Annotated in this window: 20 protein-coding genes and 2 pseudogenes; 15 read left to right on the top strand and 7 right to left on the bottom strand. The window is 60.3% G+C overall.

Going from position 1 to position 18,890, the window contains the following annotated elements:
• Positions 1-24: 24 nt before the first annotated feature.
• The 5 genes from JFT85_RS01810 (at position 25) to JFT85_RS01790 (ending at position 3,455) form a co-directional block, all read left to right on the top strand.
• Entirely contained in the window at positions 25-735 is a 711-nt protein-coding gene (locus JFT85_RS01810) for an SDR family NAD(P)-dependent oxidoreductase (protein WP_069551612.1), read from the top strand.
• Between the two features lie 14 nt (positions 736-749).
• Positions 750-2,288, top strand: coding sequence for a cryptochrome/photolyase family protein (locus JFT85_RS01805; protein WP_201229002.1), 1,539 nt, complete (start codon positions 750-752; stop codon positions 2,286-2,288).
• Positions 2,285-2,425, top strand: coding sequence for a DUF2256 domain-containing protein (locus JFT85_RS01800; protein WP_073637509.1), 141 nt, complete (start codon positions 2,285-2,287; stop codon positions 2,423-2,425). Before JFT85_RS01805 ends, JFT85_RS01800 begins: the two co-directional genes overlap by 4 nt.
• Before the next feature lie 176 nt (positions 2,426-2,601).
• Positions 2,602-3,036 carry a YeeE/YedE family protein gene (locus JFT85_RS01795; RefSeq protein ID WP_053256072.1) on the top strand — a complete coding sequence of 145 codons (435 nt, stop codon included), beginning with the start codon at positions 2,602-2,604 and terminating at the stop codon, positions 3,034-3,036.
• A gap of 2 nt (positions 3,037-3,038) precedes the next feature.
• Positions 3,039-3,455 carry a DUF6691 family protein gene (locus JFT85_RS01790; RefSeq protein WP_187601733.1) on the top strand — a complete coding sequence of 139 codons (417 nt, stop codon included), beginning with the start codon at positions 3,039-3,041 and terminating at the stop codon, positions 3,453-3,455.
• Positions 3,456-3,533: 78 nt separating this feature from the next.
• Here JFT85_RS01790 and JFT85_RS01785 read toward each other — a convergent pair whose 3' ends face one another.
• Together JFT85_RS01785 and JFT85_RS01780 are read right to left on the bottom strand one after the other, a co-directional pair.
• A complete protein-coding gene (locus tag JFT85_RS01785) occupies positions 3,534-4,880 on the bottom strand; it encodes a sensor histidine kinase (RefSeq protein ID WP_201228994.1) in 1,347 nt (448 codons plus the stop codon).
• On the bottom strand, positions 4,877-5,536 hold the full coding sequence (locus tag JFT85_RS01780) for a response regulator transcription factor (RefSeq protein WP_053256075.1): 660 nt from the start codon (positions 5,534-5,536) through the stop codon (positions 4,877-4,879). Before JFT85_RS01780 ends, JFT85_RS01785 begins: the two co-directional genes overlap by 4 nt.
• Before the next feature lie 131 nt (positions 5,537-5,667).
• Here JFT85_RS01780 and JFT85_RS01775 point away from each other — a divergent pair, with 131 nt between their 5' ends.
• The 5 genes from JFT85_RS01775 (at position 5,668) to JFT85_RS01755 (ending at position 10,444) form a co-directional block, all read left to right on the top strand.
• Entirely contained in the window at positions 5,668-5,991 is a 324-nt protein-coding gene (locus tag JFT85_RS01775) for a PepSY domain-containing protein (protein WP_201228992.1), read from the top strand.
• An 85-nt stretch (positions 5,992-6,076) separates the two neighbouring features.
• Positions 6,077-6,547 (top strand): DUF2271 domain-containing protein, encoded by a 471-nt coding sequence (locus JFT85_RS01770; RefSeq protein ID WP_053256077.1) that lies wholly within the window; start codon positions 6,077-6,079, stop codon positions 6,545-6,547.
• A 25-nt stretch (positions 6,548-6,572) separates the two neighbouring features.
• Positions 6,573-8,753: a PepSY domain-containing protein gene (locus JFT85_RS01765; protein ID WP_053256078.1), complete on the top strand. Its 2,181-nt coding sequence runs from the start codon at positions 6,573-6,575 to the stop codon at positions 8,751-8,753.
• Positions 8,743-9,699, top strand: coding sequence for an FAD:protein FMN transferase (locus JFT85_RS01760; RefSeq protein ID WP_064452428.1), 957 nt, complete (start codon positions 8,743-8,745; stop codon positions 9,697-9,699). Before JFT85_RS01765 ends, JFT85_RS01760 begins: the two co-directional genes overlap by 11 nt.
• A gap of 43 nt (positions 9,700-9,742) precedes the next feature.
• Positions 9,743-10,444, top strand: coding sequence for a VIT1/CCC1 transporter family protein (locus JFT85_RS01755; RefSeq protein ID WP_053256080.1), 702 nt, complete (start codon positions 9,743-9,745; stop codon positions 10,442-10,444).
• 183 nt (positions 10,445-10,627) lie between these two features.
• Here the strand turns inward: JFT85_RS01755 and JFT85_RS01750 are convergent, their stop codons facing one another.
• Positions 10,628-11,530, bottom strand: coding sequence for a universal stress protein (locus JFT85_RS01750; protein ID WP_201228990.1), 903 nt, complete (start codon positions 11,528-11,530; stop codon positions 10,628-10,630).
• A gap of 264 nt (positions 11,531-11,794) precedes the next feature.
• Here JFT85_RS01750 and JFT85_RS01745 point away from each other — a divergent pair, with 264 nt between their 5' ends.
• Complete coding sequence (locus JFT85_RS01745; protein ID WP_201228988.1) at positions 11,795-12,442, top strand: BON domain-containing protein; 648 nt, start codon at positions 11,795-11,797, stop codon at positions 12,440-12,442.
• A 26-nt stretch (positions 12,443-12,468) separates the two neighbouring features.
• Positions 12,469-12,894: a potassium channel family protein gene (locus tag JFT85_RS01740; protein WP_069551604.1), complete on the top strand. Its 426-nt coding sequence runs from the start codon at positions 12,469-12,471 to the stop codon at positions 12,892-12,894.
• Between the two features lie 9 nt (positions 12,895-12,903).
• Here JFT85_RS01740 and JFT85_RS01735 read toward each other — a convergent pair whose 3' ends face one another.
• Positions 12,904-15,276 (bottom strand): phosphoketolase family protein, encoded by a 2,373-nt coding sequence (locus JFT85_RS01735; protein ID WP_187601730.1) that lies wholly within the window; start codon positions 15,274-15,276, stop codon positions 12,904-12,906.
• A gap of 284 nt (positions 15,277-15,560) precedes the next feature.
• Between JFT85_RS01735 and fnr the strand changes: the two genes are divergently transcribed.
• The 3 genes and pseudogenes from fnr to JFT85_RS01720 all read left to right on the top strand — a co-directional run bounded on the left by fnr (position 15,561) and on the right by JFT85_RS01720 (position 17,212).
• On the top strand, positions 15,561-16,307 hold the full coding sequence (fnr, locus tag JFT85_RS01730; protein WP_053256085.1) for a fumarate/nitrate reduction transcriptional regulator Fnr: 747 nt from the start codon (positions 15,561-15,563) through the stop codon (positions 16,305-16,307).
• 4 nt (positions 16,308-16,311) lie between these two features.
• Positions 16,312-16,509: pseudogene (locus JFT85_RS28580) on the top strand (alcohol dehydrogenase); the annotation flags it as partial.
• Positions 16,510-16,648: 139 nt separating this feature from the next.
• Positions 16,649-17,212, top strand: coding sequence for a GNAT family N-acetyltransferase (locus tag JFT85_RS01720; protein WP_201228984.1), 564 nt, complete (start codon positions 16,649-16,651; stop codon positions 17,210-17,212).
• A 146-nt stretch (positions 17,213-17,358) separates the two neighbouring features.
• On the opposite strand, the gene JFT85_RS01715 is transcribed toward JFT85_RS01720, so the two are convergent.
• The 3 genes and pseudogenes from JFT85_RS01715 to JFT85_RS01705 form a co-directional block, all read right to left on the bottom strand.
• Entirely contained in the window at positions 17,359-17,613 is a 255-nt protein-coding gene (locus tag JFT85_RS01715) for an Lpp/OprI family alanine-zipper lipoprotein (RefSeq protein ID WP_053256518.1), read from the bottom strand.
• A gap of 108 nt (positions 17,614-17,721) precedes the next feature.
• Positions 17,722-17,958 (bottom strand): annotated as a pseudogene (locus JFT85_RS01710) (universal stress protein); the annotation flags it as partial.
• 12 nt (positions 17,959-17,970) lie between these two features.
• Positions 17,971-18,885: a universal stress protein gene (locus JFT85_RS01705; protein WP_078828331.1), complete on the bottom strand. Its 915-nt coding sequence runs from the start codon at positions 18,883-18,885 to the stop codon at positions 17,971-17,973.
• Positions 18,886-18,890 lie beyond the last annotated feature (5 nt).

Genomic DNA, 18,890 nt, shown 5'->3' with positions numbered 1-18,890 from the left:
GCTTCAGAGCGTGGGAGAGGCCGAATGAACAGTTCCTTCAAGATGAACTCCCTTGGCGAGGGTTATCGTGCCTTGGTGATAGGCGCCAGTGGTGCGCTCGGCTCGGCTTTTTGTGAGTGGCTCAATCAGGATCCAAACTGCGCGTACGTGCGTGAACTGGGGCGTAACAGTGTGCCCTGCCTGAATCTGGAGGATGCCGGCAGTATCGCCGCAGCGGCAGCTGCATTGGCTGAAGAAGCGCCGTACCAGTTGATCGTGCAGGCGACCGGGTTGCTACATCGCGACGGCATAAAACCTGAAAAAAGTTACACCGCCATTGAGGCAGACGCATTGCAGTCGGTATTTCAAGTCAACACGTTGGGGCCTGCTCTGGTGTTGCGTTATTTTCTGCCGTTACTGGACGCTCATGGCGCAATGGCAATGCTCTGCGCCAAGGTCGGTAGCATCGGCGACAATCGCTTGGGTGGCTGGTACGCCTATCGTGCCTCCAAGGCAGCACTGAACATGCTGATCAAAACGGCGGCCATCGAACTGGCGCGAACCCGCCCTCAGACGCGCTTGCTGAGCCTGCATCCCGGCACGGTTATTTCGGGCCTGTCTCAGCCGTTTCGCGGGGCATCTGCCGCCAGGCCCGCCAGCACGGCGGCGCGCGAATTGTTATTGCTGATTGACAGCTTGAAGCCTGCCGACAGCGGCGAGTTTTTTGCTTACAACGGAGAGCGGCTGCCGTGGTAGGTACGGGGTGTCACATGAACAAGACACAGCGACTGTGCCTGGTCTTGGGTGACCAGTTGTGTTTTGACTTGGCCTCATTGCAGGCATTGGACGCCGAGCACGATACGGTTTTGCTGGTCGAGGTGATGGAGGAAGCCAGCCACGTGCCACATCACCCGCAGAAAATTGCACTGATCTTCAGCGCGATGCGCCATTTTGCCGAGGCGCTGCAAGCACGTGGCGTCCGCGTGCAGTACGTCCGCCTCGATGATCCGCACAACAGTGGGTCAGTGCCGGGCGAGTTACGGCGCTGGCAGTCGCGGCTGCAGGCGCAGTCGCTGCATCTGACGGAATGCGGTGACTGGCGTCTGGAACAGTCCCTCAAGGATTGCGGCCTGGCCATCGAGTGGCATGTCGATAGCCGCTTTCTCTGCACACGCGCCGAATTCTCGTCCTGGGCCGAAGGCAAAAAGCAGCTGCGCATGGAGTATTTCTACCGTGAGATGCGGCGCAAAAGTGCTCTGCTGCTCAATGGCGACGGCAGCCCGGTTGGCGGTGCCTGGAACTTTGATGCGGAAAACCGCAAGGCCCTGCCCAACAATGTGAGGGCCCCCTCGCCCCTGCGCTTTACGGCGGATGCCATCACCCAGGAGGTGCTGGCCCTGGTCGAAACAAACTTCAGCAGCCATTACGGCGAGCTGGGCACCTTTGACTACCCGGTGACACACGCCGACGCCCAGGCGTTGTGGGAGTATTTCCTCGACTGGGGGTTGGCAGCATTCGGCGACTACCAGGATGCCATGGCCAGTGATGACCCCTTCCTGTTTCATGCGCGGATCAGCGCCGCGCTCAATATTGGCCTGTTGGATCTGCGTCAGCTGTGCAACGACGTCGAGTCGGCGTATCAGGCGCACCGGATTCCATTAAACGCCGCCGAAGGCTTTATTCGTCAACTCATCGGCTGGCGTGAATATGTACGGGGTGTCTACTGGCTGAAAATGCCCGATTACGCCAGCGGCAATCTATTTGGCAATAGCCGGCCGCTTCCAGGGTTCTACTGGACGGGTGACACCAAAATGAACTGCATGAGCCAGGCAATCGGCCAAAGTTTGAAACACGCCTATGCCCATCATATCCAGCGGCTCATGGTGACCGGCAACTTTGCGCTTTTGGCCGGCATCACGCCGACTCAGATTTGCGACTGGTACCTGGCGATTTACATGGACGCGTTCGACTGGGTCGAGATGCCCAATACATTAGGCATGGTCATGCACGCCGATGGCGGGTACCTGGGCTCCAAGCCTTACTGCGCCAGTGGCCAATATATCAAGCGCATGTCTGACTACTGCCGCAACTGCGCGTACAAGGTCAGCGAAAGCACGACCGACGACGCCTGCCCGTTTAATTCGCTTTACTGGCATTTCCTGATGCGTCACGCAGACCTTCTGCGCAGCAACCAGCGCCTGGGCATGGTCTACAAAAACCTCGACCGGATGGCTGAACCCAAACAACAGGCGCTCTGGGATCGTGGCCAGACACTGCTCGCCAGGCTCGATGCCGGGGAGTCGTTTTGAAGAAGAGCGAACTCCCGGTAAAAACCTGTGCGGTGTGCGGATTCAATGTCGTCTGGCGCAAGAAATGGGCTCGCTGCTGGAATGAGGTGCGCTACTGCTCAGAGCGTTGCCGACGCAACAAATCCCTTCAACGCTGACCTGATAAAAGACCTTCCCGGGCCGCTTCACATGGCTCGGGCCTTTCAATATGTAAAAATATATATTATACAAATACAAAATGATTCTGCGGTCGATTCTATTGCCGAATCAGCCAGCCTGCCGCGCTCGCGGCGATCCAAGTCCTTTACCCGCCCTTCTGCGCAGGAGATGCAACATGAGCATTGATTGGGTCAACTTCACGCCTTGGGCTTCGTTAGGCGGAGGGGCCTTGATAGGGCTGGCGGTGAGCATGTTCATGCTCGCCAATGGCCGTATCGCAGGTATCAGTGGTCTGCTTGGAAGCGTGTTGCATGTTGGCAGTGAAGGCTGGAGCGAAAAGGCGCTATTTCTGCTTGGCCTGTTGATTGCGCCATTGTTGTGGGGGGCGTTCGCCGTATTGCCGCAGATCGAGATTAAGGCCGAGTGGCCGGCCCTGATTATTGCGGGCCTGCTCGTCGGCTTGGGAACCCGTTACGGCTCCGGCTGTACAAGCGGTCATGGCGTTTGTGGGATCTCTCGATTGTCTCCCCGCTCCATCGCCGCAACTGTGTGCTTTATGTTCGCTGGCGTGGCCACGGTGTACACCCTTCGTCACGTGGTGGGCATATAAAGATGATCAAGTTGAGCGCATTTTTTGCAGGACTGATCTTCGGCCTTGGCCTGCTCCTGGCCGGCATGGCAAACCCCGCCAAGGTACTGGCTTTTCTTGATGTGGCCGGGGCCTGGGATCCGTCACTCGCACTGGTGATGGGAGGCGCCATCGCAGTGGCGGTTATCCCTCTGAATTGGGCGCGCAGGAACACGCATTCCTTGCTCGGCGCCGCCCTGCAGTTACCGACGAAAAGGGCGTTGGATGCCCGCTTGATTGTCGGCAGCCTGGTGTTCGGTATCGGTTGGGGCATTGCGGGGATCTGCCCTGGCCCAGCGGTCGCTGTTCTGCTGACCGGGCACACGCAAATCATCCTGTTCGTATTGGCCATGTTGGCCGGTATGTACCTGTTTGCGGTGTTGGACCGTCACACGCGCTGATTAAGGTGATAGCCATGAAAGCGAATGGTGTGAGCCAAGGCGTATTTGATACCCGCGCTCAATGCGTGTCGTCGAGGCTCAAGCGACGTTTACGTTGGCAGGCGCAAAAAACTGGACGCGGACTTCAAACCCCTCCTCCCGGCCTGTTGCGGGCGAGGCCAGGGTTAACGTTGCTTTGACCCCTAGCGCAATCGTTTTGGCAATCGCCAAGCCCAACCCTGAACCACTGGCTTCGCTGTTACCCCGCACAAAGCGTTCGGTCAGGCGTTGCAACACCGACGCCGGCACCGGCGGACCGCCGTTGATCACCTGCAGCAGCGCCTGGTCCGTGAGGCTGACTTCGACCGGTTGGTCCACGGCACCGTACTTCAACGCGTTTTCGATCAGGTTGCGCAGCAAAATGCCAAACGCGTCCGGGTCAATCACAGTGTAAACACTGGGCTGGGTCGGCAGCCGCAAGTGGACTCGCTGCCCATTGTTGCGGTTCCACTCGTCCACCCCATGGGCCAATAACGGGATCAGGTCCTGGGGCGCCTCGGATAACAGCCCACCACCCTCGGCCTTGGCCAGTTGCATGAGCTTTTCCGAGAGCCGCGCCAAATCGTGCAATGCGTTTTCGATCTTCGCCGCCCGCACGCGCAACGGGCCTTCTGGCGCTTCCTGGCGCAAGCGCTGAATCTGCGCCAACGTCGCGGCCAGCGGCGTACGCAATTCATGGGCGCTGTTTGCGGTAAAGCTGCGCTCGGCCTCCAACGTCTTGCGCAGGCGCTCAAGCAAGTGGTTGACCGCTTCGGCCAATGGGTCGATTTCCGCCGGCAAGCGTGTCACGTTGATCGGTGACAAATCCCCGGCCCCGCGGGTTTCCAGGGCACGGCGATAGGTCAACACGCTGCGCAAGCTGATGCGCACAAATAACCAGGTGCCTAACAGACTGATAGGAACCAACGCCAACAACGGCAGCAACAACGCAAACAAGGCTTCCTGCGCCGCTTCACGGCGATGCGCCAGCGGTTCGGCAATCTCAATGAACAGCGTTTTACGTAGCGCGCTAGCCCCATACAGCCGGTACTTTTCAGTGGTGGAAAACCCTTCATCCGGATGTTTGTTGAAGATCTTCGGGTTGGCATCGTGGGATTGCATCAAAATCCGGCCCTGTGCATCACGCACCAGATAGGTCAGGTATTCCTTGTGCATTTTCAGGGGGGCCACGTGTTGTGCTTCGCGGGGCGCCTCGCGGTTGCTGATCTCCAGCACGGCCAAGGGCAGGATGCGTTGCGCGGTCTCTTCCAGGGCGCTGTCGAACGCCTCGTTCAGTTCATGTTGCACCACCAACCAGGCACCGACGGTCGCTCCCAGCCAGAGCAAGGTCATACCCAGGGTCAATCCCAGGCCGAGGCGTTTTTGCAGGCTTATCGGCGACTTCATACTGGCGTCAACCGATAACCCATGCCACGAACGGTCTCAACCAGGTCGCGTCCCAGTTTTTTACGCAGGCGACTGATATAGACCTCAATGGTGTTGCTCTCGATCTCCGCGCCAAAAGCGTACAGGCGCTCTTCGAGCTGGGACTTCGACAGCAACGCATTGGGGCGCTGTACGAATGCCTCGAACAGCGCCCACTCACGTGCGGTCAAATCCACGGTGATACCGGCGCGCTGGACTGTGCGAGCGTTCATGTCGATCTGCAGTTCACCGAGTTTGATCTGCGGGTTGGGGTTACCGCTGTAACGTCGGGCCACGGCTGCCACCCGGGCCGAGAGTTCAAACAGGTCGAACGGTTTGACCAAGTAGTCGTCAGCGCCGGCATTGAGGCCGGCAATGCGATCGGATATTTGGTCCTGGGCGGTGAGGATAATCACCGGGGTCACGTTGCCTGCTGAGCGCTGCTCGCGCAAAAAGTCCAACCCGCGACCGTCCGGCAACATCAGGTCCAGCAGGATCAAGTCATAAGGCGTGGTGCGCACGCTATTGCTTGCGTGGTTCAGGCGCTGCACCCAATCAACCGCATGGCCGTCGTCGGCGATCTGCTCGCGCACTGCCTCCCCCAACCCGGGGGCATCCTCAACCAATAAAACCCGCATCTGCTACCTATCCTGATGAGTGTCGTGCAGCACCTTAACCGCCAGACCTGAGGTGAATCTGAAGATTCAGCTGGTTGTCAGGAATGCCCCTTAGGGTAGGCCACAGAGGCCTATCCGGCAGGAGACAGATCATGAAAACCGCATTTATTGCACGTACCGCGCTGTTGAGCCTGTTGCTCAGCGGTAGCGTGCAGGCCGATGACGACTGCAGCGAGCCCGTCAGCGATTGGCAACCGCGAGAGACCTTGCGTCAACGCGTAGAGCAGCAATACAGCTGGAGCGTGCAGCGCATCAAGGTCGACGACGGTTGCTACACGCTCAGGGGCACTGACCGCAGGGGCAACGCCATCGAGGCGCGTTATGCACCCGCCTCCCTACGTCTGCGCACGTTGCACGTCAATTTCGGCGACGACGGCGATGCCCGGGACTACCTCGTCAGCCCGGGTGCTGAATGAGCATTTCGATTTCTCCCCGGGCTTTCAGGTTGTTGTCAGCCAGCAAGTCCAGGCTCTCGCTACAACGCTCAACCAGGACATCCTCATGAAAAAATTCATCGCTGCAACCTGCCTCGCCGGCGCCATTGCCTTGCCGGGGCTGGCCCAGGCCCGTGAAGTGACCCTGACGACCCAGCTCAAGGACTACAACGGTAACGATGCGTACCTGGCGATTTACCTCACCGATGCCAACGGCCAGTACCAGAAAACCCTGTGGGTCGCCGGCAAGAAGGCCAAGTACTACCGGCATTTGACTGACTGGGCCCGCGGCAGCGGCCAGAACCCCAGGGAGTTTGATGGGGTGAGCGGTGCCAGTGTGGGCAGCGGACGCACCCTCAAAGTCAGTGTTGAATTGGCTGACACCTTGATTGATGCCGGGTATCAGATCCGAATCGACAGCGCCGTGGAGAACCAGCGTGAAGGACGAGCCGACATCAGCGTCCCCCTGACCACCCAAGGATCAGGCAAGCCGGCAACCGGCAGCACTTACGTCAACGCGTTTACTTACGACCTGTAGCACCCACCCCTTCAGGAGGCTGAACATGCTTCGCCAGTTTCATTCGCTGCCCGGTCTGATCGCCGCCCTGTTGGTCATGATATTGGCCATCAGTGGCGCGGTATTGTCGGTTGATCCGGCGCTCGAACGCCTGCACAACACGTCCACCGCTGCCGGCCAGCTTAATGTCGGCCAGTTGGCGGAAGGCGTCGCACATCACTTTCCAGGCGTGGAGCAAATCCAGCGCACCGCCTCCGGCACGGTCATCGTCTACTACAACCGCGATGGCCAGTCCGGGGCGGAAACGGTTGACCCACTGACCGGCCAGGGCCTCGCGCCCTACGCGCCGTCCACCTTCACCCGCTGGGTGAAAGACTTGCACCGCGCGCTGTTCATGGGCACACCGGGCCATGGCGTGTCGGGCGTCGGTGCGTTGTTCATGTTGATCCTGGCAGTGTCCGGCGCGTTGCTGCTGGCCCGGCGCCTGGGTGGCTGGCGCAACCTGCTGCGGCCACTGCGCGGCACGTTCAGCCAACGCTGGCATGCGGAAGTCGGGCGCCTGGCTTTGCTCGGGCTGCTGCTGTCGGCCGTAAGCGGGCTGTACATGGCCGCCACGACCTTCGGCTTGATCGCCGATGGCAGCCAGGGTGAACCGGCCTTCCCCACCCACCTCAGCGCCGGCCCGGCGTTACCGGTGGCGAACCTGCAGGCCTTGCAGGCCATCGACCTGAATGACCTGCGCGAACTGGTCTACCCGAGCCCGGGCAACCCAAACGATGTGTTCTCGTTGCGCACGGCCCAGGGTGTTGGCTACGTAGACCCGGTCAGCGGCGCCCTGCTGTCCTATCAACCCCACGACTCCATGCACACCGTCTACCAATGGGTCTATCAGCTCCACACCGCAGAAGGCCTCTGGTGGCTGGGCTTGCCACTCGGGCTCTGTGCCCTCTGTGTGCCATTGATGAGCGTGACCGGCATCCTGCTCTGGTGGCGCCGTCGCAAAGCCGGTCCGAACATTCGCCACAACAGCCCCGCTCACTCGGCCGACAGCGTGATTCTGGTAGGCACTGAAAACAACACCACATGGGGGTTTGCCAACACGTTACATGCGGCCTTGCATCAGGCTGGGCACCACGTGCACAGCGCGCCGATGAATGAATGGAAAGGCGAGTACCGCAACGCCCAGAGACTGTTGATCCTCACCGCGACCCACGGTGATGGCGATGCACCGGCGTCGGCCGCGCAGTTTCTGGCACGGCTGAACCACAAGGGCGTCAAACCCGGCCTGCCCTTTGCAGTACTGGGGTTTGGGGACCGCCAGTTTCCACAGTTCTGTCAGTATGCCCATCGGGTGCAGGCCGCGCTGGAACTGGCCGGTGCCTCACCGTTGCTGGGGCTGGAAACCGTCAACCGCCAGTCTTCCCAGGAATTTGCGCGCTGGGGCCACGCCCTGGCCACAGCACTGGGGCATGACTTGGCCCTGGCCCATACACCGGAGCCCCCGCGCACCTATCAACTGGAGCTGGCCGAGCGCATCGTTTATGGCGAAGAAGTGAATGCGCCAACCCACGTCCTGCGCTTCAAGGCGCACAGCGAGCTACCGGGCTTCCAGGCAGGAGACCTGGTAGGGATTATCCCGGCGAATAGCCCGGTACCGCGTTTTTATTCACTGGCCAGCAGTTCCACGGACGGCGTGCTCGAGATTTGCGTACGCAAACACCAAGGAGGCCTCTGCTCGCAACTCCTGCATGGCCTGGACCTCGGCGCTTCGGTCGAAGCCTTTATCCAGCCCAACCCACAGTTTCGTCCTGCGTCGGGGGCACACCCGGTGATCCTGATCGGTGCCGGTACCGGCATTGGCCCGCTGGCGGGCTTCATTCGCAACAACACTGCCCGCCACCCGATGCATTTGTATTGGGGCGGGCGCAACCCGGCCTCGGACTTTCTGTACGAGCCTGAACTTAACCGCTACCTGGCAGACCAGCGACTTACCGCATTGCGCGCGGCTTTTTCCCAGGTACAGAACGGTGGCTACGTCCAGGACCGGCTGCGCAGTGATGCACTGTCCTTGCGCCGCCTGGTGGAAAAAGGCGCCCAGGTGCTGGTCTGCGGCAGTCGTGAAATGGCCAAAGGCGTGATGCAGGCCCTGGATGAAATATTGGCTCCGCTGAACCTGAGCGTACTGACCCTCAAGGCACAAGGACGCTACCGTGAAGATGTCTACTGATGTGCAGCGCTACAACCTGAACGGCGAGACCATGGGCACCCGCTACACCGCGGTGTTCTATGCGGCGGCGGGCATCGACACCGACGAAATCGGCCAGCGCCTGGCCCACGCTGTGAGCCGGGTAGACCGGCAAATGTCTACCTGGAAAGCCGACTCTGACCTCAACCGCCTCAACGCAGCCGCCGAGCAGGAATGGCTGCCAGTGCCCAAGGAACTGAGCACGGTGCTGGCCGCTGCGTTACGGGTCAGCCAGCAATCCGGCGGAGCCTTCGACATTGCCGTCGGCGATCTGGTGCAAGCCTGGGGCTTCGGCCCCGGCGAACAGACGATCACCGCGCAAGCACTCACGATGCCACTGCCACGCGCGCGACTCTCCGCCAGCGCGGCGCTGGTGGTGGACTCGCAACGCAATCGGGTGCGCAAACGGGCGCCGCTGAACCTGGATTTGAACGGCATCGCAAAAGGCTTTGGCGTCGATGAACTGGCCCGTTGCCTGGAAGCGTCAAACATCACCCGCTACCTGGTCGGCATTGACGGCGAAATGCGCGCCCGGGGCATGAAGCCAGATGCCCAACCCTGGATCGTGGCCATTGAAAAACCCTGCCGGGGCGTGCGGCAAGTCATGGGCGTAATGGAACTCGTCGACGCCGCCATCGCCACGTCCGGGGACTACCGCCACTGGGTGGAGATGAGTGGGCAATCCTGCGCCCACACCATGAACCCCGTCACCGGCGCACCGCTGCGCAACGCGCTCGCAGCGGTTACCGTCGTGGCGGGCTCGTGCATGCTCGCTGATGCCTGGGCCACGGCACTGATGGTGCTGGGTGAAGTTGAAGGCCCACGCCTGGCACAGGAACGCGGGATGGACGCACTGTTCGTGCTGCGCGACGGTGACGAACTAACAGAAATTTCGATTGTAGGCGGCACCCTGCAAGCGCAGGCTTGAGCCGCCAATCCAAACCCGTGAATAACCTGAGCGCCATCAAACCATGAAATTCATGCACCGGCACACCGAGCATCACCGCAGTGACCGGATCGGCTGGCTGCGCGCCGCTGTCCTGGGGGCCAATGATGGGATCGTCTCCACGGCCAGCCTGTTGATCGGCGTCGCTGCCGCCAACGCCAGCCACTCCACACTGATCGTTACCGGCATTGCCGGGCTGGTGGCGGGCGCGATGTCCATGGCGGCGGGTGAATATGTTTCCGTGCACTCCCAAGCCGATACCGAGCGGGCTGACTTGTCTCGGGAGCGGGCGGAGCTGGACAGCAACCCGAAAGCCGAGCACAGCGAGCTTGCCCATATCTACATGCACCGTGGGGTATCGCCCGAGCTGGCCCATCAGGTCGCCGATCAATTAATGGCACACGATGCACTGGGCGCACACGCGCGAGACGAGCTCGGCATCAGCGCAGCACTCGCGGCCAAACCGCTGCAAGCAGCGCTGGCCTCGGCCGCCAGCTTCGTGCTCGGTGCCGCCTTGCCCCTGGCGGTCATTTTCGGCGCCCCGTCCCACAGCGTAGTCCCGTGGATATCCGGCATGTCGCTGGTCTTTCTTGCCGGCCTTGGCGCCATTGCGGCCAAGGCCGGCGGGGCAAAAATCATCATAGGCGCTTGGCGCGTGACGCTGTGGGGAGCGTTGGCCATGGGCATTACCGCCGCCGTGGGGGCGTTGTTTGGCGCGGTGGTTTAGTGCCCAGCACACGTTCGCCTGTGTTGTGGAGACTTCGCCATGGCATCGATCTGCACATTGCGCCCGCATCCTTCCTCTCGCTCCAAGCCAGCCGACTGGCAGCCTGCGAAGACTTGAACCCAGGCCCGTCGCATTGCTAAGCCCCTAGCCGGTTACCCGGCCAGGTTTTTTTGTACGCGTGGATCAGACCAGTGGCTGCACAATCATCAAGCTGCACGGTGGGTGGTTGAGCACACGTTCGCTGGTGCTGCCGCTGAACCGGCCGCCACCACGGGAATGGGCCGCACCCAGTACCACGATATCGAACGCATTCTGCTCGGCAAACCGTTCAATCACCGCATGAGGGACTCCCGTGAGCAGATACCGGTGGTTCTCTTCAATGCCATAACGTGATGCAAGCGTCTCGAATGCCTCGACCTGCGCGTCATTGACCGCGTCTCTGAGGCTGTCGTCCAGGGTCAGCGTGGGCACACTCATCGACCGCTCCCCCACCACCGACCAATTACTCACACTCAGCAGGTGTAACCTGGCACCGCAAGAGGCCGCCAGTGTGGACGCCAGGTCAAGCACTCGCTCATTGACCCCATGGGTCAACTGTTCAAGGTGGGACAGGTCGATGGTCGCGAGTATTTTCACGGGCCTTGGGTGCCTGGCTTCGGTCACCAGATGCAGGTGCGAGCGGCAGTCACGCAGTAAGTGCCAGTCCAGTGGTTGATGAAAGGCCCGACGGAGTGCGGGCACGTGGTGGATATCCTTGACCACAAGGTCTGCATGGAAGTCATTCACGTACTCAAGCACATGCTCCAGGCTGGCTTTGGCCCAAACCACCTCGCTGGTCACCTGGCCCCCCGCAAGGCGTGCCTGCTGCTCAAGCCAGTGCCGATGCACCTGTAAATAACCCTCGCGCGCGCGTGCCATGGCGTCATGGTCGAACAGGCCGGCCACCGCCAGGGCCTGGACGTAATCAAACGCCACTATGTGCAATAACGCTCCGGTGGCACAGGCCAGCGCCTGCGCACGGTCGAACGCCGGAGTACGGGCCATTTCGGTCGGGGCGATTAATAAAATACGGTTGAGTGTGGGCATTACAGCGGTCTCCTGACAACGGCGGTGCGCTCGACTGCAAACCCGATGTCGCGGTCGGGCTCCCTGCGGCGCTGTCTGTTCAGTATTGGGTTCAACCCAAGGCAGGCGCTGATTTTTATCAACTAAATACCGTGCAGCCGGCCGGTTGCCGCTCACACCTGGCTTGTTGATTTAGCTCAATGACTTTCCGTCGCCCAGGCGTAGAACACACGGACCGGGCCTGACTGCCTGTGATACCCATCGAACTCGACCGAGGACAACATCATGAGCGACCTGAGCCTGCGTAAAAGCGTAATGGAAGAACTCGAATTTCATCCGGAGATCAACGCCGCCAGTATTGGGGTATCGGTGGAAAACGGCATTGTCACGCTGTCCGGCCACGTCAGCAGTTACCCCCAGAAAGTCAATGCCGAGCGCGCGGCAAAGGGCGTCAAAGGGGTGCGGGCCATTGCGCAGGAAATTCAGGTGCGGCTGGACAAACACGCCGGTACGGCGGACGACACCCTTGCCGAGCGAGTCTTGAACATCATCGACTGGAGCGCCGACGTTCCTCAGAACGACATTAAAGTCACTGTACAAAAAGGCTGGATCACCCTGGACGGCGACGTGGACTGGCAATACCAGAAGGAAACCCTGGAGCGTGCGGTGCATGAATTATCCGGCGTGGTCGGCGTGAACAACCGGCTGGCCTTGCGCCCGAATGCCGAGGTGACCGATATCCGCCAGCGCATCGAAGAGGCCCTCAAGCGCAATGCCGAAATCGATGACAAGAACGTTTTCGTCCGAGTGGACGGTGATGTGGTCAGGCTCGAAGGCAAGGTTCACGTGTGGCGCGAGCGCAAGCTTGCCGAGCGTGCGGCCTGGTCCGTTCCGGGTGTCATGCGGGTTGAGGATCACCTGCTGATCGCCTGACCGCGTCAATCCCCCGGAGCCTCGCCATGCTGGTTGTCACGCTGATCAACACGCTGGTGGTCATCATGGCGGTGGTCATCCATTACGAATGCCTGTTGCGATTGAATGACTGGCTGCCCAGGCTCAAAATTTCGAACCGATTCAGGGTGGTGGCGGGTGTGCTGGGCGCCCTGCTGGCCCACGCCATCGAAGTGTGGTGCTTCGCGCTGGCTTATTACCTGATGACGCGCTCCGGTGCATGGGGGCACTTGAAGGGCAATTTTGATGGTTCCTTCATGGACTGCGTGTACTTTTCGTTCACGACCTACACCACCATCGGTTTTGGCGACATTACTCCCGAAGGCAACCTCAAGTACCTGACCGGTCTGCAAGCCCTCACCGGCCTGGTACTGATCACCTGGACGGCGTCGTTCCTGTTCCTTGAAATGCAGAAGTACTGGAAGCACAAGTAGCGCCTTCTTTCACGACGGCGCCGGCGTCCATTGCCACTTCAACACCTGCGGCATGTCTTCGCCGTGCTCGATCAAGTAGAGCTTGTGCTTCTCCATCATCGCCCAGTAGCGCGACTGCGCGAGGGGTCGCTGCGCCTGCAACCTGGGCACGCGTTCGACCACATCCAGTGCCAACTGGTAGCGGTCCAGATTGTTGATCACCACCATGTCGAACGGGGTGGTGGTAGCCCCCTCCTCCTTGAAGCCGCGCACATGGAAATTGCCATGGTTGGTGCGTTTGTACAGCAGTCGATGGATCAGCGCCGGATACCCGTGAAAGGCAAATATCACCGGTTTATCGACGGTGAACAGTGCATCGAACGCGCTATCCGACAGGCCATGGGGATGTTGCGAGGCGGGTTGCAGCACCATCAGGTCCACGACATTCACCACCCTCACCCGCAGGTCCGGTACGGACTCGCGCAACAAGGTCACGGCCGCCAGGGTTTCCAGGGTCGGCACGTCGCCGGCACAGGCCATGACCACGTCCGGCTCCTCATCATCCCGACACGCCCAGGCCCAGCGGCCGATGCCCTCCTGGCAATGGCGCCGGGCGGCATCGATATCCAGCCACTGCCACTCCGGTTGCTTGCCGGCAACGATCACATTGATGTAATTGCGGCTGCGCAGGCAGTGGTCAGCCACCGACAGCAGGCAGTTGGCATCGGGGGGCAGGTAGATACGCGCCACGTCGGATTTCTTGTTCGCCACCAGGTCGATAAAGCCCGGGTCCTGATGGGAGAAGCCATTATGATCCTGGCGCCACACATGGGACGTCAGCAGCAGGTTGAGCGAGGCCACAGGTTTGCGCCACGGCACGTCAGCAGCGGTTTTCAGCCACTTGGCGTGCTGGTTGATCATCGAATCGACGATGTGGATGAAGGCCTCGTAACAGGACAGCAGGCCGTGGCGCCCCGTCAGCACATACCCTTCAAGCCATCCCTCGCAAAGGTGCTCACTGAGGATCTCCATGACCCGGCCATCGGCCGCCAGGTTCAGGTCATCGGCCTCCAGCGGGTCCATCCACATCTTGGCGCTGACGTCGTAGACCGCCTCCAGTCGATTGGAGGCGGTTTCATCCGGGCCGAACAGGCGGAAGTTGCCAGTGCTGCGATTGTTTTTCATCACATCGCGCAAAAAATGCCCCAGCACCCGAGTCGCTTCGGCACGCAGGCTGCCAGGAACCTCCACTTTTACGGCGTAATCGGCAAACTGTGGCAAGTCGAGCGCCTGCAATAACTGCCCACCATTGGCATGGGGGTTGGCACTCATGCGCCGGTGGCCGGTGGGGGCCAGTGCAGCAATCTCGGGCAGCACGGCGCCGTTGGCATCGAACAGCTCGGCGGGTCGGTAGCTGTTCAGCCAATCCTCAAGTTGCTGCAGGTGAGCCGGCTGTTCAAAGCTGGCCAGTGGCACTTGATGGGCGCGCCACGTGCCCTCGACCCGATGGCCATCGACAAACGTCGGGCCGGTCCAGCCTTTGGGGGTGCGCAACACCAGCATCGGCCACAGCGGCCGTTCTGGCGCTTCGGCGCGCCACGGCTGACGCGCCGTGTGCTGAACCTCACGAATCTTCAGCACCATCGTGTGCAGCGTGCGCGCCAAGGCTTGATGCACCTGTGCCGGGTCATCACCTTCAACGAAATACACATCGTAGCCATAGCCATACATCAGGGCTGACAGCTCGTCTTCGCTGATTCTGGACAGCACCGTAGGATTGGCGATTTTATAGCCGTTGAGGTGCAGGATCGGCAGGACCGCCCCGTCACGCACCGGGTTGATGAATTTGTTGGCGTGCCAACTGGCGGCCAGTGGACCGGTTTCCGCCTCGCCGTCGCCGATCACGCAGGCGACGATCAGGTCCGGGTTATCAAACGCGGCGCCATAGGCATGGGCCAGGCAGTAGCCCAGTTCGCCCCCCTCGTGGATCGAACCTGGGACCAGCGCCGAAACATGGCTGGAAATTCCATAGGGCCATGAAAATTGCCGAAACAGCCGCAACAGCCCGTTGGTGTTTTGCTCCACCGCCGGCCAGCACTCGGTAAAGGTGCCTTCCAGGTAAGTCTGTGCGACCACCGCCGGCCCGCCATGGCCTGGGCCGGCCACAAACAGCATGTTCAGGTCGTACTGGTTGATCAACCGGTTCAGGTGCGTGTAGATCAGGTTGAGCCCCGGCGTGGTGCCCCAGTGCCCCAGCAACCGCGGTTTGATGTGCGCCAGGCTCAGCGGCACCTTCAGCAAAGGGTTGTCTTTCAGGTAAATCTGTCCGACTGCCAGATAATTGGAGGCCCGCCAATAGGCATCCAGCCCGCTCAGTTCTTCTTGACTCAGAAAGTCGCCCATGAAGGTCTCCACCCAATGCACAAAGCAAATTTGCCTCGAACGATTGTGGGAGCCTGAAACGTTCAGCTGTTGATTTACATCAACTAGCCAAGACGCCGCTGTATCCAAATGAATGAGTGTTGGACAGGGCCACTATCCAAATGCACGCAAGACCTATGCAACGACAATCCATTCGTACAGCTTTTTCCTCCACTGGTCGTTTTGCCGCTGATAAGACGTAAATTGAGTGCCCGGTTACGCACCCTGCTCCTAAGCTCAGGGGATACCCAGGTGGAGCAACACCCATGCCCGAAACCCGTGCACTCCAGGTCCAGAGCCTCAAGTCAGCCTGCTCACAATGCAGTGTGCTTGAGCTTTGCCTGCCAATCGGCCTTTCCGGTGATGAAGTTGAACGCCTGGATAAGCTGATCGTGCAGCGTTTCAAGGTCAAAAAAGGCGCAGCGCTGTACCGCGCCGGCGACCCTTTGCGCTCGCTTTACGCCGTGCGAATTGGTTCATTCAAGACCTGCTTGGTGTCAGTCGATGGGCGCGAGCAGGTCACCGGTTTTCAAATCCCCGGCGAGATGCTCGGCCTGGACGCGATCAGTGCCGACGAACATGCCTGCAGCGCGTTTGCCTTGGAAGACAGCGAAGTCTGCCCCATTCACTTTGCACAACTGGAGAAACTTGCGCAGAGCCTGCCGTCGCTGCAACACAATCTCAATCGCTTGTTGAGCCGGGAAATTGTCCGGGATCACACCATGCTCATGCTGATGGGCAATATGAACTCGGATGAGCGCCTTGCCGCCTTCCTGCTTAACCTGTCGCAACGTTTGAACGCGCGTGGTTATTCCTCCAGGGACTTCGTCCTGAAAATGCGCCGCGAAGAAATGGGCTCCTACCTCGGGCTCCGCCTGGAGACCATCTGCCGGGGCATCGCGCACCTGCGCGACCAGGGCCTGGTGGATATCGCCGCCCGGAACGTCAAGATCAAGGACATGGAAGGCCTCAAGCAACTCGTCGCAGGCTGCCATCGCCCTGTCACGCTCTGACGCTCCTTACCGGCTGCTGTGGGCGAGCGCAGCATTCGTTCGGTGGCCAACCTCACGAGGCGACGGTACCGCGTTCTTCACAGAGCAACAGCACACCCCCTTGCACTGGGATGTCACCTGCTTTGCGCTCGACGATGCCCATCAGGCCCTGGCGCAGCTGCGCGCCGGTGGATTCAACGGCGCAATCGTCCTGGTGCGTTGACGCGCCTACTACGACTTTACGCGCCCGCCTCACGGGTTGCTGATCCAGATCAGCATCACGCCGCGCCATCGACGTAAAAGGAATGGCCCGCGCGGTTAATTCACGGCGCGCCGATCGGAACCGGATGGAGGATCACCCCATGCAAACTATCAAAGCACACAACGACCGCGCCGTCGATATCTACGCCAAAGTGGCCGGCCAGTATTGGATCGAATCGCTCAAAGACGGTCGCCACGTACTGATCCGCCCGCTGACGGAAAAAGATCGTGATCGCGAGTACGCGTTTATCCAGCGCCTGTCTCCCGAGTCGCGACATATGCGCTTTCTCGCGCAGATCAATGAACCGAGTACAGCAATGCTCGATCAGTTGATGGACACCGATAACGCACAACGCATGGCCTATGTCGCGCTCACCCATGAAAACGGCGAATTGATCGAGATCGGCGTCAGCCGTTATGCGGCCACCGGCAAACAGACGTGTGAGTGCGCGATCACCGTCGCCGATGAATGGACGCACCTGGGGTTAGGCACACACCTCATGAAGCATTTGATCCAGGCGGCACGCAGGAATGGCTTTACCCAGATGTACTCGGTCGATTCCGCCGAAAACACCGCAATGCGCGATCTGGCCAGTGCCTTGGGGTTCGAGACACACCATGATCCGGAAGATTCCCGCCAGGTCATTCATCGCCTGCACTTGTGATCGCCCGCCCCGCGATGTTCAGGCCAACGGCTCATCGCGGGGCGCGCCGGGAAATAGTCGGGTGATCGGTGGCAGGCATGGAGTCAGTGCCCATGAATACGCCTGCCCTGTTTCAGTCGGTCCCGGTTCAAACCAGGCAGAGATGCTTATTTGCGGGTAGCTTTCTCAAGCATCCGAATAGCCCGCGCATTGGCCTCATCGGCAGTCCGTTGTGCCTGGTCAGCTGCCGCCGCGGCTTTTTCAGCCTTGATGTAGGCTTCATCCGCCCGCAGTCGCGCGCTGGCAGCATTGTTTTCCGCGCCATCCAGGCGAGCCTCCAGCTCTTTGGCATGTTGATGACTGCAACCGGCAGACATTGCCAACGACAGTGCCAGCAATGAAGTGCAAAGGTATTTGTTCATGGTTGTCCCGTGGTTCAAATGAGTTGAGTACCGGCCCAGTATCTGGCGTTGGTCGGCACGGCCTCTGATCTTTATCAACAAACCCACTGCCGTCCAAGGCGTTAGGCTGATCGCCAGAATGCTGCCCGGCACCGAATACAACGCGCGCGCTGTGTGACTGCCGATCAGGCGGTCGAGATCGAACCGGTGAACGGTTCCCATGACCACCACATCGGCCTGGAACTGTTCGACGAACTCATCAATCACCGGGACCGCCTGGCCCATCACAACGTCGCGGCGCTGCGGCGGTACTCCGTAACGGTCAGCCAGGGCAGTGAACGCCTGATGCAGGGATTGGCTCATTTCACACGACGTGTTTCAGTCCCGCGGCGGTTTGACTGCCCAGACACTGCAGGGCGCCTGATGCAGCAGACTTTCGGCGGTAGTGCCCAAGAGTTTGTCCAGCCCCCAATGCTGTACCGTGCCCATGAAGATCACGTCACTCTGGTGCGTACGCGCAAAGTCGCAGATGCTCAGCAGCGGTGAACCTTCGATGAAGTGACACCGGTCAGGTGGCACGCCCTGACGCTCGGCCAGGGACGCAAACGCTTCGTGCTGCGCTTCGTTCAGCGCTTCATACAGCCCCTCGGCCAGGGGGACTGCGCCGTACCCCATGTCGGTGGCGTATACCGCGGCCCAGTCATAAACGTGCAACAGGTCAAGTTGCGCCTGGCACTGGTCGGCCAACTGGCTGGCAGCCGCCACAATCTGGTCGTTAAACACCGCATCCTGGTCTTCACTGCGCAGCACATCGACGATGACCAGCACCTTGCGCGGTAATGGTGGGTACGCATCGGTGACCAGGTGTACCGGTACCGGGCAATCGCGCAGCAATTGCCAGTCCAGCGGTGTGAAAAACACGCGCTTGAGCGTTGGCACGTGCTCGGCATCCTTGACGATCAGGGCCAGCGGCATCTCGTTGACGAAATGCAAAATCTCCTCATAAGGATGATGAACCCACACCACCTCGCTGGTGACCTTCAGCCCGTGCTTGCTGATCAATTCAGCTTGTTCGGCGAGCCATTTGCGGTGGTTTTCCAGGAACCCTTCGCGCGCCCGGCTGATCTGCTCGGGCGCAAACAGGCCGGCCACCGCCAGTGCCTGCAAATAATCGAACGCCACGATATGCAATGGCAATTGCATTGCATGTGCCAGGGCAGCGGCACGCTCAAACGCCGCTGTGCGCGTCATGGAGGAAGGGGCAATCAACAACAAACGCTGAGTCTGCAACATGGGGC

Source organism: Pseudomonas sp. TH04, from assembly GCF_016651355.1.
Lineage (GTDB): Bacteria > Pseudomonadota > Gammaproteobacteria > Pseudomonadales > Pseudomonadaceae > Aquipseudomonas > Aquipseudomonas fluorescens.
Note: the sequence above shows the minus strand (reverse complement) of the source record. Positions and strands in the feature narration are given on the sequence as shown.

What these genes read in the sequence shown, in the direction of transcription:
- JFT85_RS01810 (WP_069551612.1), top strand. Translation starts at nt 25, where the DNA reads ATGAACAGTTCCTTCAAGATGAACTCCCTTGGCGAGGGTTATCGTGCC.
- JFT85_RS01805 (WP_201229002.1), top strand. Translation starts at nt 750, where the DNA reads ATGAACAAGACACAGCGACTGTGCCTGGTCTTGGGTGACCAGTTGTGT.
- JFT85_RS01795 (WP_053256072.1), top strand. Translation starts at nt 2,602, where the DNA reads ATGAGCATTGATTGGGTCAACTTCACGCCTTGGGCTTCGTTAGGCGGA.
- JFT85_RS01790 (WP_187601733.1), top strand. Translation starts at nt 3,039, where the DNA reads ATGATCAAGTTGAGCGCATTTTTTGCAGGACTGATCTTCGGCCTTGGC.
- JFT85_RS01785 (WP_201228994.1), bottom strand. Translation starts at nt 4,880, where the DNA reads ATGAAGTCGCCGATAAGCCTGCAAAAACGCCTCGGCCTGGGATTGACC.
- JFT85_RS01780 (WP_053256075.1), bottom strand. Translation starts at nt 5,536, where the DNA reads ATGCGGGTTTTATTGGTTGAGGATGCCCCCGGGTTGGGGGAGGCAGTG.
- JFT85_RS01775 (WP_201228992.1), top strand. Translation starts at nt 5,668, where the DNA reads ATGAAAACCGCATTTATTGCACGTACCGCGCTGTTGAGCCTGTTGCTC.
- JFT85_RS01770 (WP_053256077.1), top strand. Translation starts at nt 6,077, where the DNA reads ATGAAAAAATTCATCGCTGCAACCTGCCTCGCCGGCGCCATTGCCTTG.
- JFT85_RS01765 (WP_053256078.1), top strand. Translation starts at nt 6,573, where the DNA reads ATGCTTCGCCAGTTTCATTCGCTGCCCGGTCTGATCGCCGCCCTGTTG.
- JFT85_RS01760 (WP_064452428.1), top strand. Translation starts at nt 8,743, where the DNA reads ATGTCTACTGATGTGCAGCGCTACAACCTGAACGGCGAGACCATGGGC.
- JFT85_RS01755 (WP_053256080.1), top strand. Translation starts at nt 9,743, where the DNA reads ATGAAATTCATGCACCGGCACACCGAGCATCACCGCAGTGACCGGATC.
- JFT85_RS01750 (WP_201228990.1), bottom strand. Translation starts at nt 11,530, where the DNA reads ATGCCCACACTCAACCGTATTTTATTAATCGCCCCGACCGAAATGGCC.
- JFT85_RS01745 (WP_201228988.1), top strand. Translation starts at nt 11,795, where the DNA reads ATGAGCGACCTGAGCCTGCGTAAAAGCGTAATGGAAGAACTCGAATTT.
- JFT85_RS01740 (WP_069551604.1), top strand. Translation starts at nt 12,469, where the DNA reads ATGCTGGTTGTCACGCTGATCAACACGCTGGTGGTCATCATGGCGGTG.
- JFT85_RS01735 (WP_187601730.1), bottom strand. Translation starts at nt 15,276, where the DNA reads ATGGGCGACTTTCTGAGTCAAGAAGAACTGAGCGGGCTGGATGCCTAT.
- fnr (WP_053256085.1), top strand. Translation starts at nt 15,561, where the DNA reads ATGCCCGAAACCCGTGCACTCCAGGTCCAGAGCCTCAAGTCAGCCTGC.
- JFT85_RS01720 (WP_201228984.1), top strand. Translation starts at nt 16,649, where the DNA reads ATGCAAACTATCAAAGCACACAACGACCGCGCCGTCGATATCTACGCC.
- JFT85_RS01715 (WP_053256518.1), bottom strand. Translation starts at nt 17,613, where the DNA reads ATGAACAAATACCTTTGCACTTCATTGCTGGCACTGTCGTTGGCAATG.
- JFT85_RS01705 (WP_078828331.1), bottom strand. Translation starts at nt 18,885, where the DNA reads ATGTTGCAGACTCAGCGTTTGTTGTTGATTGCCCCTTCCTCCATGACG.